General features: G+C 67.4%; 22 protein-coding genes. 9 read left to right on the plus strand and 13 right to left on the minus strand.

Translation table 11 applies throughout. From position 1 onward, the window contains the following. The first annotated feature begins 53 nt into the window (after positions 1 to 53). Together QNO03_RS03940 and QNO03_RS03945 are read left to right on the plus strand one after the other, a co-directional pair. Positions 54 to 1,283 (plus strand): MFS transporter, encoded by a 1,230-nt coding sequence (locus tag QNO03_RS03940; protein ID WP_289601987.1) that lies wholly within the window; start codon positions 54 to 56, stop codon positions 1,281 to 1,283. Continuing rightward, the gene (locus tag QNO03_RS03945) at positions 1,280 to 2,011 is read left to right on the plus strand and encodes a glutamine amidotransferase (RefSeq protein WP_229949010.1); all 732 of its coding nucleotides are present in this window, start codon (positions 1,280 to 1,282) and stop codon (positions 2,009 to 2,011) included. The genes QNO03_RS03940 and QNO03_RS03945 overlap by 4 nt, the downstream gene beginning before the upstream one ends. On the opposite strand, the gene smc is transcribed toward QNO03_RS03945, so the two are convergent. Further along, positions 2,012 to 5,611 carry a chromosome segregation protein SMC gene (gene smc, locus QNO03_RS03950; RefSeq protein ID WP_289601989.1) on the minus strand — a complete coding sequence of 1,200 codons (3,600 nt, stop codon included), beginning with the start codon at positions 5,609 to 5,611 and terminating at the stop codon, positions 2,012 to 2,014. Between the two features lie 214 nt (positions 5,612 to 5,825). Between smc and QNO03_RS03955 the strand changes: the two genes are divergently transcribed. From QNO03_RS03955 to QNO03_RS03970, 4 genes are read left to right on the plus strand one after another with little or no spacing between them, the layout of a single operon-like run. Then, positions 5,826 to 6,851 (plus strand): 3-oxoacyl-ACP synthase III, encoded by a 1,026-nt coding sequence (locus QNO03_RS03955; protein WP_229949093.1) that lies wholly within the window; start codon positions 5,826 to 5,828, stop codon positions 6,849 to 6,851. Continuing rightward, positions 6,845 to 9,460 carry an alpha/beta fold hydrolase gene (locus tag QNO03_RS03960; protein WP_289601991.1) on the plus strand — a complete coding sequence of 872 codons (2,616 nt, stop codon included), beginning with the start codon at positions 6,845 to 6,847 and terminating at the stop codon, positions 9,458 to 9,460. The genes QNO03_RS03955 and QNO03_RS03960 overlap by 7 nt, the downstream gene beginning before the upstream one ends. After that, positions 9,457 to 10,464 carry an NAD-dependent epimerase/dehydratase family protein gene (locus QNO03_RS03965; protein WP_289601992.1) on the plus strand — a complete coding sequence of 336 codons (1,008 nt, stop codon included), beginning with the start codon at positions 9,457 to 9,459 and terminating at the stop codon, positions 10,462 to 10,464. The genes QNO03_RS03960 and QNO03_RS03965 overlap by 4 nt, the downstream gene beginning before the upstream one ends. 10 nt (positions 10,465 to 10,474) lie before the next feature. Further along, positions 10,475 to 11,293, plus strand: a complete 819-nt coding sequence (locus tag QNO03_RS03970) for a serine hydrolase domain-containing protein (protein WP_354003877.1) — start codon at positions 10,475 to 10,477, stop codon at positions 11,291 to 11,293. A 15-nt stretch (positions 11,294 to 11,308) separates the two neighbouring features. Here the strand turns inward: QNO03_RS03970 and QNO03_RS03975 are convergent, their stop codons facing one another. The 4 genes from QNO03_RS03975 to QNO03_RS03990 form a co-directional block, all read right to left on the minus strand. Continuing rightward, positions 11,309 to 12,793 carry an HNH endonuclease gene (locus QNO03_RS03975; protein WP_289601994.1) on the minus strand — a complete coding sequence of 495 codons (1,485 nt, stop codon included), beginning with the start codon at positions 12,791 to 12,793 and terminating at the stop codon, positions 11,309 to 11,311. A gap of 120 nt (positions 12,794 to 12,913) precedes the next feature. After that, positions 12,914 to 13,519, minus strand: a complete 606-nt coding sequence (locus QNO03_RS03980; protein ID WP_289601996.1) for a hypothetical protein — start codon at positions 13,517 to 13,519, stop codon at positions 12,914 to 12,916. Beyond that, positions 13,519 to 14,604, minus strand: a complete 1,086-nt coding sequence (locus QNO03_RS03985; protein ID WP_289601997.1) for a serine hydrolase domain-containing protein — start codon at positions 14,602 to 14,604, stop codon at positions 13,519 to 13,521. The genes QNO03_RS03980 and QNO03_RS03985 overlap by 1 nt, the downstream gene beginning before the upstream one ends. 1 nt (position 14,605) lies before the next feature. Continuing rightward, positions 14,606 to 15,118 (minus strand): winged helix-turn-helix domain-containing protein, encoded by a 513-nt coding sequence (locus QNO03_RS03990; protein WP_289601998.1) that lies wholly within the window; start codon positions 15,116 to 15,118, stop codon positions 14,606 to 14,608. 269 nt (positions 15,119 to 15,387) lie between these two features. Here QNO03_RS03990 and QNO03_RS03995 point away from each other — a divergent pair, with 269 nt between their 5' ends. Next, positions 15,388 to 15,783: a VOC family protein gene (locus QNO03_RS03995; protein WP_289602000.1), complete on the plus strand. Its 396-nt coding sequence runs from the start codon at positions 15,388 to 15,390 to the stop codon at positions 15,781 to 15,783. Positions 15,784 to 15,804: 21 nt separating this feature from the next. Here the strand turns inward: QNO03_RS03995 and mutM are convergent, their stop codons facing one another. The 5 genes from mutM to coaD all read right to left on the minus strand — a co-directional run bounded on the left by mutM (position 15,805) and on the right by coaD (position 19,031). After that, positions 15,805 to 16,800: a bifunctional DNA-formamidopyrimidine glycosylase/DNA-(apurinic or apyrimidinic site) lyase gene (gene mutM, locus QNO03_RS04000; RefSeq protein WP_289602002.1), complete on the minus strand. Its 996-nt coding sequence runs from the start codon at positions 16,798 to 16,800 to the stop codon at positions 15,805 to 15,807. A gap of 12 nt (positions 16,801 to 16,812) precedes the next feature. After that, entirely contained in the window at positions 16,813 to 17,520 is a 708-nt protein-coding gene (gene rnc / locus QNO03_RS04005; RefSeq protein ID WP_229949028.1) for a ribonuclease III, read from the minus strand. Positions 17,521 to 17,608: 88 nt separating this feature from the next. Further along, a complete protein-coding gene (rpmF, locus tag QNO03_RS04010) occupies positions 17,609 to 17,812 on the minus strand; it encodes a 50S ribosomal protein L32 (RefSeq protein ID WP_146364453.1) in 204 nt (67 codons plus the stop codon). 2 nt (positions 17,813 to 17,814) lie between these two features. Continuing rightward, complete coding sequence (locus QNO03_RS04015) at positions 17,815 to 18,381, minus strand: YceD family protein (RefSeq protein ID WP_229949094.1); 567 nt, start codon at positions 18,379 to 18,381, stop codon at positions 17,815 to 17,817. A 176-nt stretch (positions 18,382 to 18,557) separates the two neighbouring features. Continuing rightward, positions 18,558 to 19,031: a pantetheine-phosphate adenylyltransferase gene (gene coaD, locus QNO03_RS04020; protein ID WP_289602003.1), complete on the minus strand. Its 474-nt coding sequence runs from the start codon at positions 19,029 to 19,031 to the stop codon at positions 18,558 to 18,560. A 40-nt stretch (positions 19,032 to 19,071) separates the two neighbouring features. Here coaD and QNO03_RS04025 point away from each other — a divergent pair, with 40 nt between their 5' ends. After that, positions 19,072 to 20,337 (plus strand): aminotransferase class I/II-fold pyridoxal phosphate-dependent enzyme, encoded by a 1,266-nt coding sequence (locus QNO03_RS04025; RefSeq protein ID WP_289602005.1) that lies wholly within the window; start codon positions 19,072 to 19,074, stop codon positions 20,335 to 20,337. Continuing rightward, positions 20,334 to 21,110: a spermidine synthase gene (locus QNO03_RS04030; protein ID WP_289602007.1), complete on the plus strand. Its 777-nt coding sequence runs from the start codon at positions 20,334 to 20,336 to the stop codon at positions 21,108 to 21,110. The genes QNO03_RS04025 and QNO03_RS04030 overlap by 4 nt, the downstream gene beginning before the upstream one ends. Here the strand turns inward: QNO03_RS04030 and rsmD are convergent. From rsmD to QNO03_RS04045, 3 genes are read right to left on the minus strand one after another with little or no spacing between them, the layout of a single operon-like run. Continuing rightward, a complete protein-coding gene (gene rsmD / locus QNO03_RS04035) occupies positions 21,107 to 21,712 on the minus strand; it encodes a 16S rRNA (guanine(966)-N(2))-methyltransferase RsmD (protein WP_289602009.1) in 606 nt (201 codons plus the stop codon). The two genes, QNO03_RS04030 and rsmD, sit on opposite strands and share 4 nt — an antisense overlap. Before the next feature lie 56 nt (positions 21,713 to 21,768). Then, positions 21,769 to 23,994, minus strand: a complete 2,226-nt coding sequence (locus tag QNO03_RS04040; protein WP_289602011.1) for an ATP-dependent DNA helicase RecG — start codon at positions 23,992 to 23,994, stop codon at positions 21,769 to 21,771. Beyond that, on the minus strand, positions 23,984 to 24,943 hold the full coding sequence (locus tag QNO03_RS04045) for a DAK2 domain-containing protein (protein WP_229949095.1): 960 nt from the start codon (positions 24,941 to 24,943) through the stop codon (positions 23,984 to 23,986). The genes QNO03_RS04040 and QNO03_RS04045 overlap by 11 nt, the downstream gene beginning before the upstream one ends. Positions 24,944 to 25,093 lie beyond the last annotated feature (150 nt).

Consider the following 25,093-nt stretch of genomic DNA (forward strand, 5'->3'; position numbering starts at 1 on the left):
CTTCTCACATACCGTTCATCCCATCTCCGGGGATCTGAGAGAATCGCCTTATCATGGTGCGCTCTCCCCGAATCCGAATCCCGCAGGAAATCCAGGTCCTCATCGCGGCCGCCTTCGTCATCGCCCTCGGCTTTGGCCTGGTCGCCCCCGTGCTGCCGCAGTTTGCGCAGAGTTTCGACGTCGGCGTCACGGCGTCCTCCGTCATCGTCAGCGCCTTCGCATTCACCCGCCTGATCTTCGCCCCCGCCGGCGGAATGCTGCTGGAAAAGCTCGGCGAGCGCCCGGTCTACATTGCCGGCCTGCTGATCGTCGCCCTGTCCACCGCTGCCTGCGCCTTTGCCCAGAGCTACTGGCAACTGCTGGTCTTCCGCGGCCTGGGCGGCATCGGCTCCACCATGTTCACCATCTCGGCCATGGCCCTGATCATCCGCCTCGCTCCCCCGGAGGTCCGCGGCCGGGTCTCCAGCGCCTATGCGTCCTCTTTCCTGCTGGGCAACATCGGCGGTCCGCTGCTCGGCGGCCTCCTGGCCGGGCTCGGACTGCGGGTTCCCTTCCTCGTCTACGCCGCCGCACTGGTCCTCGCCGCCGGCGTCGTCTTCCTCCGGCTGAAGGATGCCCGTCCCGCGGCCGGACCCGACGATGCCAAGCCGGCAGCGCTGCCCGTGCTCACCGTGACGGAGGCCCTGCGCGATTCGTCCTACCGTGCGGCGCTGGTCTCCTCCTTCGCCAACGGGTGGTCCTCCTTCGGTGTGCGTAATGCCCTGGTGCCGCTGTTCGCCGCCGCTGCACTGTCCGCCGGCCCGGAGGTGGCGGGCATTTCCCTGACCGCGTTCGCCGCCGGCACCGCCGTCGTCCTGACCTTCTCGGGCCGGCTGGCCGACAGCTGGGGCCGCAAACCTCTGCTCCTCATCGGACTGGCCGTGAACGCTGCAGCCACCGCGCTGATGGGCTTCAGCTCCAGCGTGCCCGAGTTCCTGATCATCTCCGTCATTGCCGGTATGGGAACCGGCCTGCTCAACCCCGCCCAGCAGGCGGCGGTGGGTGACATCATCGGCAACGGCCGCAGCGGCGGCAAGGTCCTGGCTACCTTCCAGATGGCCAGCGACAGCGGCGCGATTGCCGGGCCGATCCTTGCGGGCATGCTCGCCGACTCGCTGGGCTACTCCTGGGCCTTCGGCGTCACCGGCGCCATCGTCGCCCTGGGCTTCATCGCCTGGCTGACCGCACGGGAGACCCTGCCTGCACGGAAACCGGCTCCGGCCCCCACTACCATCGAGGAATGAAGCCTTTCCTGCTCCTGGCCACACGCGCCGAAGATGACGCCGCCGACGAGGAATATGCCTCCTTCCTGCGCTTCGGCGGCCTCGAGGAGGAGCAGCTGCACCGGGTCCGCCTCGAAGCCGGGCCGCTGCCGCCGGTGGACCTGGAGGACTACAGCGGGGTGATTGTGGGCGGCGGGCCGTTCAACTCCAGCGATCCGGAGGAATCCAAGTCCCCCGTCCAGCTGCGCGTGGAGTCGGAGATGGCCAAGCTGCTTGACGACGTCGTTGCCCGCGACTTCCCGTTCTTCGGTGCCTGCTACGGCGTAGGTACCCTCGGCCGGCACCAGGGGGCCACCGTGGACCGCCGGTACGGCGAGCCCGTGGGGCCGGTGGAGGTCCACCTCACCCCGGAAGGCCGCCGGGATCCGCTGCTGGAGGGGATCCCGGACAGCTTTGCCGCCTATGTGGGACACAAGGAGGCGGTCGCCGAACTTCCGCCGCATGCGGTGAACCTTGCCGGTTCGGCCACCTGCCCGGTGCAGATGTTCCGGGTCGGGTCCAACCTGTACGCCACCCAGTTCCATCCGGAGCTGGACGTGGCCGGGCTGCTGACGCGGATCTCCGTGTACCGGAACGCCGGCTATTTCCCGCCGGAAGAGGCTCAGACGGTGATGGACGCGGCCCGGGGAACGGCCGTACATGTGCCGCCCCGGGTGCTGCGGAACTTCGTTAGCCGCTACGCCTCGTAGTTACTCCTGTTCCGCCGGTGTGCGGTCGATCCGCTGGCTGATGACGGTGGACACGCCGTCGCCCCGCATCGTTACGCCGTAGAGCGCGTCGGCCACCTCCATGGTGCGCTTCTGGTGGGTGATGACGATCAGCTGGCTGGACTCGCGCAGCTCTTCGAAAATGGTGATCAGCCGGCCGAGGTTCGTGTCATCCAGGGCTGCTTCCACCTCATCCATGACATAGAACGGCGAAGGCCGGGCCTTGAAGATGGCCACCAGCAGCGCCACCGCCGTCAGTGACCGTTCCCCGCCGGAGAGCAGCGACAACCGTTTGATCTTCTTGCCGGCGGGACGGGCATGGACCTCGATGCCGGTAGTGAGCATGTTGTCCGGGTCGGTCAGGATCAGGCGCCCCTCCCCGCCCGGGAACAACCGGCCGAATACGTGCTCGAACTGTTTGGCGGTGTCCCGGTAGGCGGCGGTGAAGACCTCCTCGACCCGGCGGTCGACGTCGGCGATGATGTCCAGCAGGTCCTTGCGGGTGGCCTTGAGGTCCTCCAGCTGGGTGGACAGGAACTGGTGACGTTCCTCGAGCGCGGCGAATTCCTCCAGTGCCAGGGGGTTGACCTTCCCCAGCGCCGCCAGATCGCGTTCGGCGCGCTTCAACCGTTTTTCCTGCTCTGCCCGGACGTACGGGATGCCGTCCAGCAGCGGATTGCCGTCCTCGTCCACCGGTGCGTGCAGGGCAGCCCACTTGTCACCGGCATCCGGCTCGGCGGGCACCGGCACGGGCTGGTCCGGCCCGAAGTTGGCCACCAGATGCTCCGCCGTCATGCCCAGCTCTTCCAGGGCGCGGGTTTCGAGGGCCTCGATGCGCAGGCGCTGCTGCGCCCGGGCCAGTTCGTCGCGGTGGACCGAGTCCGTGAGCCGGGCCAGTTCCGCCGCGGCATCGTTATTGCTGCTGCGGACGGCGGCCAGCTCGGCCTCGCGGGCGGTCCGGGTTTCCTCGGCACGGTCCCTCTCTCCGGACGCGAGCGCCAGGGAGACCTGCAGGTGGGCCAGAACGGCATCCGCTGCCGCGCCGACGGCAACGGCCCGGGCACGCTGCAGGGACCGGAGACGTGCCCGCTCGGCGGCGGCAATCCGGGCCCGGCGTTCGGCCGCGGCTGCACGTTCCAGGGATTCGGCGCGGCCGGAGACGGCCTTGAGCTGTTCTTCGGTGGACCGCAGGCCCAACCGGGCATCCATTTCCGCCTGCCGGGCGGAGGCGGCTGCCAGGGCCAGGGCGTCCCGCCGGTCGGCTGACGGTTCCTCCTCGGATTGGGGTTCCTCACCGGCGGCGGCGAGGCGCTCGGACACCGCAGCCAGTTTCGCTTCCTCGTCCACCACGTTCGCTTCGGCGACGGCCACCAGGGCGGCGAGCCGGTCCGCTTCACCCGAGGCGGCGCGCAGTGCCGAACCCAGGGTGCCGAGCCGTTCGGCAACTGCGGCGAGCCGGGCATCGGATTCGTGCAGGGCCGCCAGGGCGGCGTCCGTGCGGGCGCGGCAGGCATCCGTCCGCGCTGTTGCCGCCCCGATCCCGGCCCGGGCCTCCTCCGCCCGGGTCCGTGCAGCCGCCAGGCGGGCATCCGTTTCTTCGACTGCGGCGGAAATCTCCAGCAGGCCCGGAGCCGAGGCCGATCCCCCACGGGCGCCGAACGCCGTGAGGACATCACCGTCGGCGGTGACGGCGGTGGCCCCGGGATGGAGGGACACCAGCCCGACTGCCGCGTCCAGGTCCTGCACGGCCACGGCGTTGCCCAGCAGCGCGTTGAGCGCGTCCTGGACCTTGGCGTCAGCGCTGATCAGCGACAGCACCGGCACCGCGCCGGGCGGCAGGTGCGCCGGCAGTTCCACGGCCGGGGCGGGAGTTCCACCCACCACCAGTTCCGCCTGCCCCTCCCCGGTGTCCTTCAGATGGCGCAGGGCACGCGCGGCGGCGTCAATGTCATCGGCGGCCAGGGCGTCGGCAGCCGTGCCGAGGGCCGCAGCCACCGTCCGTTCGGACCCCGGCTTCACGCTGATCGAATCCGCGAGCGGTTCCAGCACCCCGCTCAACCCGGCCGCGCTGAGGGCGGCGCTGCCATCCCTCCGGTCCAGGCCGACGGCGAGCGCCTCGCGGCGGGCCGCAAGGTTCTCCGCTTCGCGGACGGCCTCCCCCTCGGTCAGCCGCAGCTGCTGCAGCGCCTCCCGGGCTTCCTCCAGCGCGGCCTGCGCTTCTTCGTACTCGGCGTCCAGATCCGCTTCACCGGCTTCGGCGCCGGCGGCCGATCCCTCCAGCTGTCCAAACTCTTCCTGCGCACCGGCACGGCGTGCCTCCGCAGCCGTGATGGACTTCTGCAGCCTGCCCAGCTCGGACTGCGCGGAGGCCACCCGTGACCGGGCTGCCTCCATCTGGCCGGCCAGCCGGGCCAGGCCCTCCCGGCGGTCCGCCGCGGCCCGGAGCAGGCCGGCATACCGCTTTTCCTCGTCTGCCGCTTCTTCTTCAGCCGCCTCGCGGATCTCCACGGCATCCTCCAGCCGTGCCCGCCGGTCCTCAATTTCGGTTTCGAGTGCGGCAGCCTCGGCCCGCACCCGGTCCGCGGAGGCCTGCAGCTGCTCCGGATCACGGCCGCTGCCGGCGTCGGGTTCCACGGCCCCCAGCAGGCGGGCACGTTCGGCCGCGAGCGCGGACAGGGAACGGAAGCGTTCCTGCAGGGACGACAGTTCGTACCAGGTGTCCCGCGCCGCGTTCAGCTGCGGTGCCGCCTGGGCGGCTTGTGCCTCCAGTTCCGCCTGGCGCTGCCGGCCGCTGTTCACGGCGGCTTCAACCTCCAGCCGGCGTGCCTTCAGGGCGGATTCGTCGGCGGCTTCCTTTTCAAAGGCCGCCGTCAGGGTGGCCAGGTCATCGGCCAGCAGGCGCGACCGGGCGTCCCGCACATCCTGCTGCACGGTCTTTGCCCGGCGGGCGACGGCGGCCTGCTTGCCCAGCGGTCCCAGCTGGCGGCGCAGTTCGGCAGTCAGGTCGGTGACGCGGGCCAGGTTCGCCTGCATGGCGTCCAGCTTGCGCAGGGTCTTTTCCTTGCGGCGCCGGTGCTTGAGGATGCCTGCGGCTTCCTCGATAAAGCCGCGCCGCTCCTCCGCGGAGGCATGCAGCACCTTGTCCAGCTGCCCCTGGCCGACGATGACGTGCATCTCCCGGCCCAGCCCGGAGTCGGAGAGCAGTTCCTGGATATCGAGGAGCCGGCAGGGGGTGCCGTTGATGGCGTACTCGGATCCGCCGGCGCGGAAGAGCGTGCGCGAGATGGTGACCTCGGAGTACTCGATCGGCAGGGCGCCGTCGGCGTTGTCGATGGTCAGCGAGACCTGGGCACGGCCCAGGGGTGACCGACCCGAGGTGCCGGCGAAGATCACGTCCTCCATTTTTCCACCGCGCAGGGTTTTGGCACCCTGTTCGCCCATCACCCAGGCCAGGGCGTCCACCACATTGGACTTGCCGGACCCGTTGGGACCCACAACCGCGGTGACGCCGGGTTCGAACTCAAAGGTGGTGGCCGATGCGAAGGACTTGAATCCTCGCATGGTCAGGGTCTTCAGATGCACGGGGGTTAATCTTTCCTGCCGGGGTTGATTCCCTAAATCTACGCGGTTAGCGTCGAAATTCCGCTCTACTCGGAGAGCGTAATCGGGCATTTCCCTGCTGAATCGCGGGCCCGGTCAGTAGGCTTCTAAATGAGTCATATGATTTTAGGGCGTGGATGCAGGCTTCACGGCGGCCGCCAGCGCGACAGGTCCAGCAGCAGACAAGGCAGGCATTTTGACCGGGAACTTCAACTTCCAGCACTCCAACTCGGCCATCCTCAGCGTTAACAGCGTTGAAGCTCCGGTGGTGATGAGTTCCAGTGAATTCGATGAACGCCTTGAGCCTTCCCTCAAGCGGCTGCGGCTTTCCAAGCGCATGCTGGAGCGGGTGGCCGGCGTGAGTGAGCGGCGCTGGTGGGCCCCGGGCACTGCGTTCGACGACGGCGCCACCGAGGCCGGTGCCAAGGCCCTCGCCGAGGCAGGTGTGGAGGCCTCCGAAATCGGGCTGCTCATCAATACCTCGGTCACGCGCCGCAACCTTGAGCCTTCCGTTGCCGTCAAGATCCACAACGGCCTCGGACTTCCGTCCTCCGCCATGAACTTCGACCTGGCCAATGCGTGCCTGGGCTTCGTCAACGGCATGACCCTGGCCTCCAACATGATCGACTCCGGGCAGATCAACTATGCCCTGATCGTGGCGGGCGAAGATGCCCAGGGCGTGCAGGAAGCCACCTTTGAGCGCCTGAACCGCCCGGATTCCACCCGCGACGACTATCTGCGCGAATTCGCCACCCTCACCCTCGGCTCCGGTGCCGCCGCGGCCGTCATCGGCCGGGCCGACCGGCACCCCGGATCGCACCGCATCCTGGGCGGCGTGTCGCGTGCCGGCACCCAGCACCACGAACTGTGCGTGGGCGGTATCGACGGAATGTACACCGACACCAAGGGCCTGCTGGACGGCGGGCTCGAACTCGTGGTTGATGCCTGGCATGAAGCGCACGGCAACGGCTGGGACTGGTCCGGCATGGACCGTTACGTCACCCACCAGGTCTCCAACTCCTACACCAACGCCATCATCAAGGCCGTGGACCTGGACCGGAAGCGCGTGCCGATAACCTTCCCGAACTGGGGCAATGTGGGCCCGGCGTCGCTGCCGATGACCCTCGCCCAGGAATCCCGTTCCCTGAACCCGGGCGATCGGGTGCTGTGCATGGGCGTGGGCTCCGGACTGAACACGACCATGATGGAAATTGCGTGGTAGAGGAGCTTTGGCCCGGCGTTCCTGACTCCTGGTCCTCGTTTGTCCCTGTTCCCTCCACCGCCGCCGTCGAGGTCCCCGGTACGGTCCGCAAGTGGCACGTCCTCGACAACGGAGGCGACTTGGCCGCGGCCGGCGTCGAACCGGCCGGGACCCTGCTGTGCGTGCACGGCAATCCCACCTGGTCCTACCTCTGGCGCACCCTGCTGGCCGCCGGTGCTTCCGCGGACAAGCCCTGGCGCGTGGTCGCCGTGGACCAGCTGGACATGGGCTTCTCCGAACGCACGGGTGCCTTCCGTCGGCTCGAGGACCGGATCACGGACCTCGGGAACCTGACAGACGCGCTGGACATCACCGGTCCCGTCGTTACGGTCGGCCACGACTGGGGAGGCGTCATTTCCCTGGGCTGGGCGCTGCGGCACCGCCGCCAGCTGGCCGGTGTGGTCCTGACCAACACAGCTGTGCATCCGGCGGGGTATTCGCTGCCGCCGGCGTTGAAGCTCGCCCTGCACCCGGCTGTCCATCCCTGGGGAACGCGCAGTACCGATGCCTTCATCCGCATCACACACTCCCTCGCCTCCCCCGCCCTGCCCGCTCCCGTCCGGGAAGCCTTTGCGCTGCCCTACCGGAGTGCCGCCCGCCGGCAGGGCGTGGCGAACTTCGTGGCCGACATTCCCGCGGCCGAGAGCCATCCGAGCTGGCGCACCCTCAATACCGTGGCGGACGGTATCCGGCGGCTCAATGTTCCGTCCCTGGTGCTCTGGGGGCCTCGGGACCCGGTCTTCTCGGACCGCTACCTGCGCGATGTGCTGGACCGGATGCCGGCATCCTCCGTGCACCGGTTCGAAGGGGCAGGGCACCTGCTGCCCGAAGACGTCGACATCGCCGCCCCGGTCTTCTCCTGGCTGCGGACCGCAGTCGAAGCCCCCGCGGATTCCGCACTCCGGCGCACTGACCCGTTCCGGCCCATGCTGGCGGAGCTGGACGAACGCGCCGCCGACACCACTGCCGCCGTCGTCGACATGGCTCCCCTGGGCGGGGACGCCGGACCCCGCACCCTGTCCTGGGCGGGACTCGCCGAACGCGTGAACGCACTGGCCGCGGGACTCGCGGCCGCCGGCGTGCGTCCCGGAACCCGGGTGAACCTGCTCGTCCCGCCGGGCATTGAACTGACCTCGCTGATCTACGCCTGCCTGCGCCTGAACGCCGTCATTGTGGTGGCCGACGCCGGGCTGGGCACCAAGGGACTGGGCCGGGCCATCAAGGGTGCCGGGCCTGCCTTCCTGATCGGTATTGACCGGGCCCTCACCGGTGCCCGGGCGCTGGGCTGGCCGGGGACGCGGATCAGCGTGTCCGAGCTGTCCCCGGCGCGCAAGCGGCTGCTGGGGGTCCAGCATTCCGTCGAGGGTCTGATTGCCGACGGCGCCGGCTCCGAGGTGCCGTGGCACCCCACGGATCCCGACGCCGACGCCGCCGTCCTCTTCACCTCCGGTTCCACCGGTCCCGCCAAGGGCGTGGTGTACACGCACCGGCAGCTGGCGGCCATGCGTGATGCGATCAAGGACACCTACAACCTGCGGGCCGGAACCTCCCTGGTGGCCGGCTTTGCGCCGTTCGCCCTGCTGGGTCCGGCGCTGGGGGCGACGTCGGTGACTCCGGACATGGATGTCACGTCCCCGCGCACCCTGACGGCTGCCGCACTGGCCGACGCGGCGGTTGCCGTGGACGCCACCACGATCTTCGCGTCTCCTGCGGCACTGACCAACGTGCTGGCCACGTCCGGTGCACTCGACGCTCCGCAGCGGACCGCGCTGGCACAGGTGGAGCTGCTGCTTTCCGCCGGTGCTCCGATTGCCGAGCCGCTGCTCGCCCAGATGCAGGACCTGGTGCCGAAGGCGTCCCTCCACACCCCGTATGGGATGACCGAGGCGCTGCCTGTCACCGACATCAGCCTCGAGGGCATCCGTGCCGCCGGTTCCGGCAACGGAGTCTGCGTGGGCACGCCGGTATCCGGGGCCGAGGTGGCCATTGCCGAAGTTTTCCCGGACGGATCCGTGGGCAGCAAACCACTGACCGTTGCGAACCGCACCGGCGAAATCCTGGTCAGTGCTCCGCACGTCAAGGACCGCTACGACCGGCTCTGGATCACCGAAAGCCACAGTTCCTCCATCGACGGGTGGCACCGCACCGGCGATGTCGGCCACTTCGACGACGAGGGCCGCCTCTGGGTGGAGGGCCGCCTGGGACACATCCTCACCACCGCGGACGGGGTCCGGACCCCGGTTGCAGCCGAACAGGCGGCCGAGACGGTCGACGGCGTGGGCAGGGTGGCGCTGGTCGGCGTCGGGCCCGCCGGTGCCCAGGTTCCCGTGGCCGTGGTGGAGACCGTTCCTCCCGCACGCCGGGCCGGCACCGCGGCGCCCGGACTGGCCACGGCCGTACGGTCCCGGGTGCACGAGCTGACCGGGCTTGATCTCGCGGCGGTACTGGTGCTGCCGCAGATGCCCACAGACATCCGGCACAACTCCAAGATCGACCGGACGGCGCTGGCGGCCTGGGCCTCCCGGCTGCTGGCCGGCGGTCCCGTGCCGCGCCTGAAGGGCCGCCGGTGAACGGGGCTGACGCAGCGCCCCGCGAGGTCCTCGTCACCGGTGCGAGCGGACTGCTCGGCGGTGCAGTAGCCGACCTGCTGGAAGCCAAGGGCCACAAGGTCCGCACCTTCCAACGCCGGCCGGGAGTCCCGGGCCGGGAGTCGGTAGCCGGTTCGGTCTCCGACGCCGCTGCCGCCGCCCGGGCGGTGGAGGGCATGGACGCCGTCATCCACCTCGCGGCGAAGGTTTCCTTCACCGGCGAGTGGCATGAGTTCGAGGAAACCAACATCACCGGTACGCGGGTCCTGCTTCAGGCCGCACGATCGGCGGGGGTACGCGACGTCGTATTTGTCTCGTCTCCGTCCGTAGCGCACTTCGGCGAGCCGATTTCGGGTGCCGGTGCCGGCACCGCGGATCCGGCCCGTGCCCGCGGTTTCTACGCCGCGTCCAAGGCCGAAGCTGAGCTGATTGCGCTGGGGCAGAACTCGACGGATTTCCGGGTTACTGCCATCCGGCCGCACGTTGTCTGGGGTCCGGGCGATACGCAGCTGGTGGAACGCGTGATCGACCGTGCGCGGTCCGGCCGCCTCCCTCTGCTGGACGCCGGGGCTGCCCTGATCGACACCACGTACATCGATAACGCGGCAGCTGCCATTGTCCGCGGCCTGGAACGGATGGATGCGGCGGCCGGCCGTGCGCTCGTGGTCACCAACGGCCAGCCCCGGCCGGTGGGTGAACTGATTGCCGGTATTTGTGCTGCCGCAGGAGTAGCTGCTCCAGCTTGGAGCGTGCCCGGTAAGGTGGCCCGCGGTGCCGGAAGCCTGATCGAGAAGGTGTGGCTTGCGGCTGGCAAGCGGGGTCTGGTTCACGACGAACCGCCCATGACACGCTTCCTGGCCGAGCAGCTTTCGACGTCGCACTGGTTCGACCAGCGCGAAACCCGTGAAGTCCTGAACTGGGTTCCCGAGGTTTCGATCGAAGACGGTCTGGTCCGGCTTGCCCGGCACTACTCCCCCACGTCTTAGGATGATTTCCGTGAAGAGCCTGCAGAAGATCCAGTCCTGGCGGGTGGAGCATACCGCTGCCGCCGTCGTCGCCGCCGACGGCAAGGTGCTCGGGACTGCCGGCGACCAGGACTGCCGCTTTCCGCTGGCATCCGTCACCAAGCTGCTCAGCGCCTACGCCGTGCTCGTGTCCCTCGACGAGGGAGCCTTGGAACTGGACCAGCCTGCGGGGCCTGAGGGTTCCACCGTGCGGCACCTGCTGGCCCATTCCGGCGGCTACGACTTCGGCGAGCGCACGGTCCGCTACACCCCCGGCACCCGCCGCCTGTATTCCAACGCCGGCTTTGAGGTGCTTGGCGAGACACTGGAACAGGCCACGGGCATGGCATTTGCCGAGTACTTGAAGGAAGGCGTACTCGTTCCCCTGGGTATGTCCGCCACCGCGTTGGAGGGCTCCCCTGCTGCCGGTGCCGTGTCCACTGCTGCGGACCTGAGCCGGTTTGCTGCCGAGCTGCAGGCTCCCACGCTCACCGATCCGGGCCGGCTGACCGAAGCCACGCAGGTGGTCTTTCCCGGACTGGCAGGGGTGCTTCCCGGTTTCGGCCGGCAGAAGGAGAATGACTGGGGGCTCGGCTTCGAAATCCGTGGCCACAAGTCTCCGCACTGGACCGGTGCCAACAGCTCGCCGGCCACCTTCGGGCACTTTGGCCAGTCGGGCACCTTCCTATGGGTCGATCCGGAGGCTCAGGCTGCCGCCGTGTGCCTGACGGACTGTGATTTCGGTCCCTGGGCAGCGGAAGTGTGGCCTCCCTTTACCGACGGGATCCTTGCGGAGCTTTCCGGGCGCTAAGGTTCGGCAGAACGGTTAGGCAGCCCAAATAAGGTCGGTTATGCAATCTTCCAGGAGGCCCTCGGCGGGAGGAGCGCCTGACCTTGAATTGGTTCCGAGCCGATTCCCTCTGCTGGCCTCGACCTTGCCTCCAGGCAGCGGCGGTGCCGTTGACCGATAGGTATGTCCGGTCGGAGTGGTGGTCTCGATCGTGTGCCGTGTTTCGGAACCTAGCGGGTCGACCCTCCGGGCATGCCAGTCCGGTGCTTCCTTCGCCTGGTTGCACGCCTCACACAGTCCCTGCCCGTTCTCGGTACCAGTGACCCCGCCGTCCCGATGTGGACGGACATGATCCACATGCCGGATAGGCGCTCCGCACCACGGCATTCGGCAGGTCTGGTCCCGTGTTGCGATAAAGCGTGCCAGCGATCGAGGGAACAAGCGTGCCCGGGAATCCATTGCGGTCAGTTCACCGGTCACCGGTTCGTCATAGAGCCGGCGGATCCAGCGTTCTGCCTGCTTGTCCCGCTTCGTCTTCCCCCCTGGGGTCCGGTCGGGAGTCGGTTCGGCTTCCTCCCGGGCGCTCCTGCCACGGACCAGATCCCGCGCCCACTGCGGCGGCACGGGACCGTATCCGGGGACCACAGCCGGCTCTGAGTCCCCACCCAGAAGCGTCCGGTCCGACATCACCAACTGCACTTCCACCCTCATCTGGCCTGCCTCGGCCTGCCCGGTCACGCGCTCCACCAGGGTGTCCGCCATAATCTGGCCCCGCCCCCGGGAATCCCCGGACGCACGCAGCCGGTCCGCTTCACGGGACAGCGCGGCATAAACGCCTACCCCCTGGGCTACCGGCAGCAGTCCCGTCAGGTAGGTCATGGTGTCCGGTGCGGGACGGCAGGAGACAAAACGTTCGGATTCGGCTTTGGCTGCACGCTTGATGGCTGCCTGCGGGTCCAGCCGGTAGGAGGCACTCCGGGCACGGGAAATGATCTGCCGGTCCCCCAGCGTTTCGAGCACCTCGGGATTACCCGCGACCTCTTGATCCACGCGGCGACGATCTTCAACGCTCAAACAGGCGGTCTCGCGGACCAGCAGCGTTGCCCGCCATTCATTGATCTTTCCTTGGGCCAGTGCGTGGAAGGTGCACGGCATCTCGGTGGTCAGGACCTTTGCGAACCCCAGCAGCCGTCCACCGCGGTGCGGTGACTCCCTCCGGGCCAGGGCAATCTGGGACGCCACGCCGCGGCCCAGTTCCTCGCGCCGTACTCCGGCGTTAGCCTGCTTCCGGCGTTGCGAAGCATCGAACTGGGCGGCAGCCCGGGCCTGAGCTGCCGACGCTGCGGCTTTGAGTTCCTCAAGGATCCTGATCCGGTCGATGAGTTCGCTGTCCTCCGGCTCCCCGCCGGCCAGGCCTTCCGCCTGGTCCCCCAGCACCTCGACCCAGGCAGTCACCACCGCAGCCCCGGCAGTGGTTCCACCGGTCCGCGGAGAGGCTGGAGACTGAAATGATTCGAACATGTGTTCGAGTCTAGTGGGAATTCCAGACACGCTCTAGGGAAAAAATACCTGTTCCACCACCTGTTTTATCGAGTCTTTTTCCAGGTCTTCCAGGCGATGCCCTCGCGGCCGAAACCCTCCCTAACCGACTAGAAAAGAAAGGACGATGACGGCGACCAGCAGGGCCACATGCCCGGTCAACGCAAGATTTCCCGGCTCCTTCTTCTTCCCGCCCGCCGCCTTCCGGCCGGACTTCCCGGCCTTCACCTTCCCGCGGGGCTTATCGGCGTCGAGCCTATGCGGGGTTCCCCGCGCAGGGAGACCCGGCTGCAGGGACGGGTCCGACGGCAGTGCCTTCGCGGCCGCGGCTTGTGGCCTTCGGGTGTGATCCCACGCCTCCTGCTCGGCATCCTCCGGTCCCGTCGAAGCCTCCGAGCCCGCCTCCCCCGCCGGGCCCACAGACTCAGACCCCCGGCCCGGCAGTTCCGGCCAGCGAAGAACCGCTCCGGCAACAGCCGACGCCAACACAACGATGGCCACCACCCAAAGGGCCACCGATCCGGGACTCCACGGCACCACCAGCCGCAAAAGGCCCGTGAGCGAAGCCGCTTCCATCAAACCGGCCAGCAGTGACCTCCGGCTGGGACCGGACGGCTGTCCCGCCCGTTTCCAGACGGGGACCGCCACGGACAAACAGGTCAGGACCAGCCAGGCGGCGAGGATCCAGGACATCAGGGTGAATGTCATCAGAGACCTTCCTTCAGCAAAGCCAACGCAGCTTCTTCCTGTCCGGCAGCCACATTGGAGAGGACCAGCACGGCCCTGCCTGCCTCACGGTCCATCGCCGCCATAGCGGCAAAGCCTCCGGTTTGACCGTTGTGCCACGTCGTTGCCTGTCCGCTCGATGGGGAGAGGGAGGTGAACCATGCCAGGCCCACCTGCTCGCCGTCGTCATCGGTATCCCAACGAGGGTCCAGAGCGGCGGAACCCGGTGCCGTCTCCGCCAGCAACCCCTCGAGGTAGAGCGACATATCCGCTGCCGTAGAGCGGATCCCACCTGCCGGTGCCGTGCCGTTGGCTGTCCAGGCGGCCTGCGACAGTCCGCTTGTCCCCCGCCCGGTCGGAGCACCGGAACGCAGGTTCTCAGGAGTGACCGGAACGTACGTGTCCTTCATGCCCAGTGGCCCGAGAATCCGTTGCTGCAGCAGGTCGGCGTATTCCATCCCGGCTGCCTTGGCGAGCAATTGCCCGAGGAAGGCATAACCGAGGTTGGAGTATTCCACCGTGCCCCTCCCTCCCACGGACGCAGACTGTGGCTGATCCAGCACGTCCGCAGGTGAGGCTGTGTAGGGGTCGCGGTGGAGCATGGTTCCGGCGAGCAGGGAGACCAGCGCTCGCGTGTCGGTGGCAAGCCGGGGAAGCCCCGAACGGTGGCTGGCCAGCTCGGCCAGGGTGACGGTGCCGACCTCGGCTTCCGGGTCCCGCAGCTCAGGGCCCAGGATCTCGGCAACAGTGGTCTCTAAGGTCACTTCACCACGCTCAACGGCGTCCGCCAGCAGTGCTGCCGTGAACGTCTTGGACACCGAACCGATTTCGAACTCGGTCCGCTCGTCTGCACCGAACCCGGCAAACCGGACAGTGCCGTCTTCCAGGTAAGCCACGCTGACCGCATCGGCAGGTGTCTGCAGCAAGGGCCCGACAGCCTCCGCGAGGGCTGCATCCCCCGAAACCTGCGTCGACAGGCGCGGCGTCCACGGGGCAGCAAGGAGCCCGCAGGCCAGGACAGCTGAAGCGGCAAGGACGGCCACGGTCTTGCGTCTGTATCTGGACATGTCAGTTACCTCCGGAGGCAGCGGTCAGAATCGCCAGCAGCGGGATGACCCGGGCCGGCGGAATTTGGTAGCGGGACCGGGCGTGCGGTGCGAGCCAGCCCGAGGCGGACAGCTGGTGAACGTGGTGGTAAATCTGTCCGGAGGTTCCGGAACCCAGTTCCTCCACCAGCTCTGCCACGGTCTCGGTTCCGCCGAGAACGGCGCGGAGCACAGCCAGACGGACGGGATGGCCGAGGGAGGCAAGGGAGTCGGCGAACTGCGTCCAGTCGACGTCGAGCAGATGTCCGGTCTCCAACCCGTACTGGTACTCGAAGTGGGCACCGGCGCCGGTCGTGGCGGTGCCGGCGAACAGCACGGCTCCCGGCTCGGGATGGCGCTTCCGCACCCCTTCGAGGGCCCAGAACACGTCTGCCCCGTCCGCGGCCGACGTCGGCTCCGTGGCTTCCGCGCGTTGCTCCAGGGCTGCCACGCGTGCTTCCAACGCCTCCAGCCGGGCGTCGTCTCGTGGGGTCATGAATAGAGAATTACGTAATTCCGAAACAATTACAAGAGTCTCGTAATTTTTCTGACGCTGGTGGCGGGACCGGCCATGGATGCCCGTCTGGAGCACGTCCGGGTGTAAGGCCTGCTAATCGGCGAGGATTCCTTGAGGTTATCCAGGTGCCCGCCCCGGATTTGTTACCGTACGCAGAGGTGCCGTGAACTGGCTGCCGCCGGGACCCTGCTCAATCCGTAGCGCTGAAACGGCCGGTGAACCTACCGGCACCCGAAACGAGGACAGCCGTGAAAATCTTCAATCCGCAGGTCATCCTGTTCGCCGCCGACGTCGCGCGGGCGGCACGCTTCTACGCGTCCCTCGGCTTCGTGGAAGAATCCCGCGTAACAGGTGCAGGGACAGCGCCCGTCAAAATAGAAATGTCATTGGGAGGCTTCAACCTCGGGCTCGCACTGCCCGGACCGGCGGCCGAGGCCCACGGGCTCACCCCGGTCACGGCCGGACACCGCGCGTGCCTCACGCTCTGGACGGATGACACCGCAGCCGCCTACGCCGCTGCGCTCGACGCCGGAGCAAGAGGCCTTCAAGGACCGCACCCGTTCCTGGATGGAATACTGAGCGTTGCATTCGTCGAGGACTTCGACGGGCATCCGGTCCAGTTCGTGGAACGGCTGGCACCCTAACGGAAGGAGTGAAAGTGAAACCTACCAGCGCCCGTTCCGGGGCCGCGGCTGGCAGACCGGGCAGGAATACGAAGACCGGTTCATAAACGAATCCCGCCGGATCAGGGTATGCAGCCCCAGCTCTTCACACCGCGGACAGGGCAGGCCTTCGCGGCCGTAGGCGTTAAGGGACCGGGAGAAATACCCTGACGCGCCGTTGACATTGACGTAGAGCGAATCGAAGCTGGTGCCGCCCGCAGCCAGGGCACGCGTCATCACGTCCCGGGCAGCCTCGACCAGCCGCAGCGCATCGGCCCTGCGCATGGTGTCCGTGGGGCGGGCAAAGTGCATCCGTGCAGCCCACAGGGATTCATCGGCATAAATGTTGCCGACGCCTGAAATCAGCCCCTGGTCCAGCAGGGCACGCTTGATCCCGGTACGGCGGGCCCGCAGCCGGCGGTAGAACTCATCAAAGGAAAACGCAGGATCCAGCGGGTCACGCGCAATGTGCGCGGCTTCCTGCGCCACCAGCGGCAGCGCGGTTTCGGACAGGCCGCCGGGAGCACCATCGGGCGTGGGAACCAGATCGGTGAGGAACACCCCGCCGAAAATCCGCTGGTCCACAAAACGCAGCTCGTCCGGCATCGCAGCACCGGAAGCGTCCAGGGCGGGGCTCAGGGTGAACCGGACCTTCAGGTGCTTTTCGTCCGGAAGCGCCGAGTCCTCCATCAGCAGCTGGCCGCTCATACCGAGGTGGGCCATCAGCGCGAAGGAGGGCACGACGTCGTCGGCCGCGCCAGCCGGCGAAGGAACAGTTGATGAAGAACGAGACTCGAGCAGCGGCAGCCACAGGAACTTGCCGCGGCGCACGACGTCGGCCACCACCGCGCCTTCAAGGTTGCCTTTGAGGTCCTCGGGACCGGCGGCGTGACGCCGCACGGAACGTGGATCCACGACCTCGACGCCGGTGATGGTGCGGCCGCGGACCCATGACGCCAGTCCGCGGCGGACCACCTCGACTTCGGGAAGCTCAGGCATCGCCGGGCAGCCCTAGGCGCCGGCAGCCGCGGAGTCGGCTTCCTTAGCGTTAATCATCTTCCAGGAGGCAGCGGCGGCTTCCTGCTCGGCTTCCTTCTTGGAATGGCCGGTACCGGTGCCGTACGGCTTGTCGCCGATGTGGAGCACGGCGACGAAGCTGCGGGAATGGTCGGGACCGGAACCGGAAACCCGGTATTCGATGTCGCCCATTTTCCGGCCGGCAGCGATCTCCTGGATACTCGTCTTCCAGTCCGTACCGGCGCCCAGGGCTTCGGCATTGGACAGCAGCGGGCCCACGAGACGCATCACCATTTGCCGGGCGGTTTCGATCCCGTGGTCCAGGTACACGGCACCGATGATTGCCTCGGTGGTGTCCGCAAGGATGGAGGATTTGTCCCGCCCGTTGGTGAGCTTTTCGCCCTGTCCCAGCAGGATGTACTCCCCGAGGCCCAGGTTCCGGGCGATGCCGGCAAGGGCACGGGTACTCACGACGGCGGAGCGGCGCTTGGCCAGCTCGCCCTCGGAAAGATCAGGATTATCCCGGTAAAGCGCATCGGTTACCGAGAACCCCAGGATGGAGTCGCCAAGGAATTCCAGGCGCTCGTTCGTGGGGATGCCGCCCTGCTCGTAAGCGTAGGAACGGTGCGTGAGTGCAAGACGAAGCGTCCCGGCGTCGATATCGACACCGAGACGCTTCATAAGCTCTTCAGTATTCTTCACTTTTTGGATACAACCCGAAAAGCAGTATTCATGTGCCCGTCTGCAACAGTTCCCTTAGGGAAGCGCAAAACCGGGCCGAACACTGGTCTTAGACGTCCGCTACCTTGCGGCCCTTGTATTCAAGGAACAGCGCGGTGCCGGCGGAGTCGGTTACGACCTTGGCCTGGTGCGGCAGGCTATAGGTGACGCGGCCGTTCTCCACGGTCTTCACCAGGTTGGGCGCGGTCGCCTTCCACTGGGACCGGCGTGCACGTGTATTCGCGCGGGACATTTTCCGCTTCGGAACAGCCACGGCTAACTCTCTTCTCTCTCGTCTGACTCTGTACTTGGTGCCGCAGTATCTTCTGCGGCCGTGCCGGTCAGCCCGGCGAGGGCTGCCCAGCGAGGATCCACAACTTCATGGTGGTGACCCGGATCCTCCTCTAGGCGCGCTCCGCATTCGGAGCAAAGGCCTGGGCAGTCTTCCCGGCACACCGGCTGGAACGGCATGGTAAGAACCACTGCGTCCCGCAATACCGGTTCAAGATCGATGACATCTCGCTCGATCCGGTGTTGCTCTTCTTCATCTTCTTCTTCGAAGGACTCGGCGTCCTCGTAGTAGAAGAGTTCCTGCACATCGACTTCTTGGTCGTACGCGAGTGGCTTCAGGCAGCGGCCGCATTCGCCCCTTACGGGAGCGATTGCAATGCCGGACACCAAAATCCCTTCGTGCACGGCCTCCAACCTCAGGTCTAGCTCGAGGCTGGATCCTTCCGGAACGCCGATAAGCGCAACACCGAAGTCTTTCGGTGCCGGAACATGTTCATGAAGAGTCCGCATCGTTCCCGGGCTGCGCCCGAGATCCCTGACGTTTACCGCCAGGGGAGTTTCCGGATTGGACCGCGAAAATTCGCTAATGAGAACTCCTGTAGAACATAGACCGACATATCATCTTAGCCTGAGTTGCCGGAATCTCTCAAACTGCAGCTGCACCGCAGCCAGGGAACCCGTGCAGGCACGTGCTCCGCTCTCCAGTTTACCCGCCGTCGCGGATCCGGCTAATCGGCGTCCGTGAGGCGCTTCAACACCGCCGTCGGAACATAACCGGAGACATCGCCGCCCAGAGCCGCCACTTCCTTGATCAGGGAGGAGGAGAGATGGGCATAACTGCTTTCCGCAGCCAGGAACACGGTTTCGACGCCGGTGAGCTGCCGGTTCATCACGGCCATCGGCAGTTCGTACTGGTAATCCTGGACGGACCGCAGTCCCTTCACGATGGCAGAGGCACCGTGGTCGTGGCAGAAGTCGGCCAGCAGCCCGTCCCCCATGGGGACCACGGACACCCCGCGCAGCGATCCGAGGGTTTCGGCTGCCAGGGACAGGCGTTCCGCGGAGCTGAACCGGTACGTTTTCGCATAGTTGGTCGATACCGCCACGATGACTTCGTCGAAGAGATTGGCCGCGCGGGCGATCACCTCGAGGTGTCCGTTGTGGATGGGATCAAAGGAGCCTGGGCATACAGCACGTTGCATGAATCGAATCTACCGGGTGCAGGCGGGTAATACTTGTTGAATGAGTGCAACCACAGCCGCGTCCCTGCTCCGCGCACAGCACGGCGCCGGACCAGGTACCGGAGCAGGTCCAGCGCAGCCCTGGCAGCGGACGGCCGCTGGCGCCAACCTTCTGGCTCCGGACGGCAACCTCGGCGTCACCATTTTCGAGGAGATCACCGCCCTGGCCGGACGGCACGGAGCCATCAACCTGGGCCAGGGCTTTCCCGACGAAGACGGCCCGGCGGAAATACTCGAAGCGGCCCGGGCCGCCATCTCCGCCGGGGCCAACCAGTATGCCCCGGGACAGGGCCTGCCGGTACTGCGCGCCGCCGTCGCCGCGCATCAGGAACGCTTCTACGGGCTGCAGGTGGACCCGGACAGCGAGGTCATTGTCAGCACCGGTGCCACGGAGGCCATCGCCTCGGCCCTGCTGGCCCTGACGGGTCCCGGCGACGAAGTGCTGACCTTCGAACCGTTCTACGACTCCTACGGCGCCGTCATTGGACTCAGCGGTGCCACGCACACCACCGTCGCCCTCGAGGCGCCGCGCTTCCTGCCGGCCGACGGCGCCCTGGCCGCCGCGTTCACCGACCGCACCCGCGTGGTCCTGGTCAATAATCCGCACAACCCCACGGGCGCGGTCCTGCCCCGGGAAGTCCTGCAGGAGATCGTGGACCTTGCGGCCAAGCACAACGCCGTCATCGTCACCGACGAGGTCTACGAGCACCTGACCTTCGGACCCGTGCATATCCCCGTGGCCACGCTGCCGGGTGCCGCCGAACGGACGCTGACCATTTCCTCGGCCGGCAAGACCTTCTCCGTGACCGGATGGAAGATCGGCTGGCTCACCGGCCCGGCACCACTGGTGGCCGCAGTCCGTACCGTCAAGACCTTCCTGAGCTACACCTCCGGCACACCCTTCCAGTCCGCGGTCGCCGTCGGCCTGGGACTGGATGATTCCTACTTCACCGGCGCCGCCGCCGCCCTGCAGGCGAAACGGGACCTGCTGGGCTCGGGGCTCCGGGCCGCCGGGATGGAGGTCCTGCCCTCGTCCGGCACCTACTTCGTCACCGCCGACACCTCGGCCCTGGGCATTACAGACGCCACGGAGCTGGCCCGCAGGCTCCCGGAACTGATCGGCGTCGCCGCCATTCCGGTCGCCGTGTTCTGCCACGCCGACGGGGCGCAGCGCACCCGGTCGCTGCTCCGGTTCGCGTTCTGCAAGAAGACCGACGTCCTGGACTCCGCCTCCGAACGCCTTGCCCGGCTGGGCGGTCTGCTGTGAACGCGTCCCGGCTGCTGCGCGGCATCGGCGCCCACGCCACCATCACCGAAGACGGCTTCACGCCCGGCGCCTACATACTGAGCATCGGCGGGGCCGAACAGTCGCACGTGGATCTGGCCCGCCCGCACAAGATCTCCTACGAATACCTGCGCCGGATGGGAAATGTCCTGAACCTGGCCGCACCGGCCGGGCAGCCGCTGCGCGCCCTGCACCTGGGCGCCGGGGCGCTGACCCTCACCCGTTATCTCCAGGCCACCCGACCCGGATCCAACCAGGTGGCGGTGGAACTCGAACGCGAGCTGCTGGACTTCGTGCTGGCGCATCTGCCGCTGCCGGACGGCACGGTCCTGGAAACCGTGATCGGCGATGCCCGGGAGTCACTGGACCGCTTTGCCGGGCAGACCTTCGACGCCATCGTCCTGGACATCTTCGCCGGCCCGGATGCCCCGGCCCATCTGGCGACGTCGGACTTCTACGCCGAACTGGCTGCCCTGCTCTCCCCAGCCGGCGTACTGCTGGTCAACGTCGGGGACGACCCACCGCTGGCCTTCGCGCGCCGGCAGGTGCGGGAGCTGCAGTCCGCCGTGGGGACGGACGGAGAAGTGGCGGCGCTGGCCCAGCAGGACATGTTCACCGGCCGCTATCCCGGGAACATCGTGCTTGCGGCGACCCCCTTCCCCTGGCCCGGCGAGTGGACCCCGCAGCTCCTCGCCGCCGGACCGCACCCGGCGGCGGTACTGACCGGCGAGGACCTGGACGTGTTTACCGGCTAGGCCTGCGCTGTATCTCCAGCGGACCCGGCATCCTCAGCGGCAGGCTCCGCGAACCAGAGGGTGGTCTCGCCGTATTTCCGTTCACTGAAGCGCTCCATCCCCTCCGGCCAGAGGGGTTCGGGCGAACGCGTGGAACGTTCCAGCACTACAACGGCTCCGTCCGCGAGGTGCCCGGCCAGCGAGGTGAGCACCGTGGCCAGTTCCGGTTCGGTCAAGGCATAGGGCGGGTCAATGAAGACCACGTCCCACAGCACGTCGGCAGGGACACGCAGCAGGAAGGTTTCCACCTTGGCCCGGTGCACGTTCACGCAGGTCCGGCCCAGGATCTTGTTGACCAGCCCGGCATTCTCCCGGCACGTGGCTGCCGGCTTGTCGGCTAGTTCCACCAGGTCGACGGCGGCGGCACCGCGGCTGGCGCTCTCCACACCCAATGCCCCGGAGCCGGCGAACAGGTCCACCACCTTGGCGTCCTGCAGGACCCCGTAGGACTCCAGGCGGGAAAAAAGTGCTTCCTTCACGCGGTCCGTGGTGGGACGCGTCCCGTCTCCGGGAACACTGAACAGGGTGGTTCCGCCGGCAGCCCCGGCAATAATGCGGCTCATGCCTTCACTTTATCCGGCCCCTGCCGGCGGCCCGAACCCGGGCCTTGCCCCGGCGGTCAGCCGCGTTCCAGGAACGCTTCGGCCTCGGGATTCAGGTAGGCCTCGATCGCTTCATCCAGGGCCGGGTATTCCCGCAGGTCCGGGTCCTCGGCGACCAGGGCGACGGCGTCCGCCCGGGCCTTTTCGATGAGCTTTTCGTCCTGGACCGCGCGCAGCAGCTTCAGGGTGGACCGGCCGCCGGACTGGCTGGCGCCGAGGATGTCGCCTTCGCGGCGCAGTTCCAGGTCCTTGCGGGAGAGTTCAAAGCCGTCGGTGGTGGCGGCCACGGCCTCCAGCCGCTCACGGCTCGGATGCCCCGGTTCCAGCTGCGTCACCAGCAGGCAGGTACCGGGCAGCCCGCCGCGGCCCACCCGTCCACGCAGCTGGTGCAGCTGGGAGATACCGAAGCGGTCCGCGTCCATAATCACCATGAGTGAGGCGTTGGGCACGTCCACACCCACCTCGATGACGGTGGTGGAAACCAGCACATCGATTTCTCCGCGGTTGAAGGAGGCCATGGTCTCGTGCTTGTCGGCCGGGTCCAGCCGGCCGTGCAGCGGCGCAATGCTCTTGCCGGCAAGGGCGGGCACCGTGGTCAGGTACTCGGACAGCTCGGTCACGGAGGTCAGCTCCTGCCGCTCGGCACGCGCACGTCCCTCCGCTGCTTCCTTCGCATCGAACAGTGCCAGGTCGGTCCCCGGCTCGTCTTCCTTGGCGCCGATTTTGGGGCAGACCACGTAGACCTGCCGGCCGGCGTCGATCTCTTCCCGCGCACGGGACCAGATCCGCGGTTCCCACCGCGGGTTCTCGGCCAGCGGTGATACGAAGGTGGAAATGGGGGCACGTCCCGCCGGCAGCTCGGTCAGGGTGGAGACCTCCAGGTCCCCGAAGACGGTCATGGCGACCGTACGCGGAATGGGCGTGGCCGTCATCACCAGCAGGTGCGGGGTGCTGTGGCCCTTGGTGCGCAGCACATCGCGCTGTTCGACGCCGAACCGGTGCTGTTCATCCACCACCACCAGTCCGAGGTCGGCGAAGGACACATGCTCGGACAGCAGGGCATGCGTGCCGATGATGATCCCGGCCGCGCCGCTGGCGGCGTCCAGCAGGGCTGCCTTGCGTCCGGCGGTGTTCATCGAACCGGTGAGCAGTGCCACCCGCGTCCCGTCCGGGTCGCCGTCCAGCTGCCCGCCGCGTCCCAGCGGGCCGAGCATGGCGCTGATGGATTCGTAGTGCTGGGCCGCGAGGACTTCCGTGGGGGCCAGCAGGGCCGCTTGTCCCCCGGCGTCGATCACCTGCAGCATGGCTCGCAGTGCCACCAGCGTCTTGCCCGAACCCACCTCGCCCTGCAGGAGCCGGTTCATGGGGTGGTCACCGGCCAGCTCGGCCGATAGGTCGGCGCCGATGGAGGCCTGGCCGTTGGTCAGGGTAAAGGGAAGGGACGCGTCAAAGCGGTCCAGCAGCCCGCCGGGCACGGCCGGGCGTGCGGTGGCTTCCTCTTGGGCGGTCAGGGCACGACGCCGGGCCAGTGCGGTCTGCAGGACCAGGGCTTCCTGGTACCGGAACCGGTGCCTGGCGGCGTAGGCCTCCTCCATGGTGGCGGGGCGGTGGATCTTGTTATAGGCCTCCACGACGTCCGGAAGGCGGTCGCGCTGCCGGATCGCTGTCGGGATCGGATCGCGCAGCCGGGCGCCTTCCATCGTGTCCAGCAGCATCGACACGGACTTGGCGATGGTCGGACTGGCCACCCGGGCCGAAGCGCGGTACACGGGGATGGGGCGCTTGGCTTCCTCCTCATCCACGGCTTCTTCGTCCAGGAGCACATAGCTGGGATTGGTCAGCTGCAGCTGGCCCTTGTAGGCGCCCACCTTGCCGGAAAACATGGCCCGGGTGCCCACAGTGAGTTCCTTGGAGGCATTGAATCCGTTGAAAAACGTCAGGTGAAGCTGCCCAAGGCTGCCGTCGGTGTCATCGGTAACCACCACCTCGACGATGGTCCCCTTGCGGGCCCGCATCTGCCGGCGGTTATTGCTCTGCACGCGGGCAATCAGGGTGACGTCTTCGTCGAACGGTATGTCGGCGATGGGCGTGAGCTCGCCGCGCTCCAGGTACCGGCGCGGGAAATGGTGGAGCAGATCGCCAACGGTCTTCAGGCCAAGCTGTTTCTCCATGGCATTGGCCGTGGTTTTGCCGATCCGTCGGTCCAGTGGAAAGTCGAGTTCTCCGGGGAGCCTAGAGTCCATGTGCCCCGGGGATTTCATTGGTTTCGTGGCCGTCGGCGGACAGCTCGGTGATGGTCAGGTTCTGGGGTTCACCCAGGCTGCGCAGCAGATCGATGGTGGTGCCGGCATCCGGTGTGTGGACGTGGATCCGCCAGCGGTAGCCGTCCCCGACGGGGCTGACGGCACTCATGATGACGGAGTCCCCCAGTTCGTCCAGCTGGAGCCGTAGGGTAGCGGCATCAAGCGGGCTCAGGGTGATGGTGCACATAACTTCCACGCCTTCCATGCGGGGCATGTGCGCGTGGATATGCGGATCCTGTACGTCATAGCCGTGCAGCCCGTCCAACAGTTCCTCCTGCAGCTCCTCCCCTAGGGCAGCCGCACGCAGCGCGTCGAGCACCAGCAGGAAGCCGACGCCTCCGGCGTCCACCACACGGGCCCGGGTGAGGGCATCCAACTGGCTCTCGGTGTGGATGACGGCGGCCAGGGCGGCGTCCATCATCGCGCGCAGCGTGAGTGCCAGTCCGACGTTGCTGTCGTCGCCGGTGACGGCTGCTTCACTGTCGGAGGCTGCATGGGCAGCCGCCTCAAGGACAGAGAGCATGGTGCCGGGCACCGGGTCGCTGAGCACCGACCAGGAACGCAGCTGTGCACGCTGCATGGAGGAGGCGAGCAGCGGTGCAGAGAGCCGGGTGGCTCCGGCCAGGGGCTCGGCCATGGCCGTAAGGAAAACGGAAAACAGGGTTCCGGAGTTGCCCCGCGCCGACTCCATGGCGGCACGGCCGGCCGTGCCCAGCAGCTCACCGATATCGGAGGTGTCTGCGGCTGCGGCAGCCGAGGACGCGGCCCGCAGCGTCAGGTAGAGGTTAGTGCCGGTGTCGCCGTCGGCGACGGGAAAGATATTGATGGCATTGAGCCGGTCACTGTGGTTGCCAAGCGAGACCTCTGCATTGCTCAACCATCGCTTCAACGCCTGCGCGTTGGCGGTGATTTTAGTCTGCAAAGTAATCCCGTTTCCTGCCTGCGTATCTGCCTTTGATCCTGCTGGTCCCGCTCATCTGGGTCCGTCCCGTCCGGTCTTCGCCGTCATTGCCGCCAACCGTCTATGTCATTAGGAAGC

This window comes from Arthrobacter sp. zg-Y877, assembly GCF_030373105.1.
GTDB lineage: Bacteria > Actinomycetota > Actinomycetes > Actinomycetales > Micrococcaceae > Arthrobacter_B.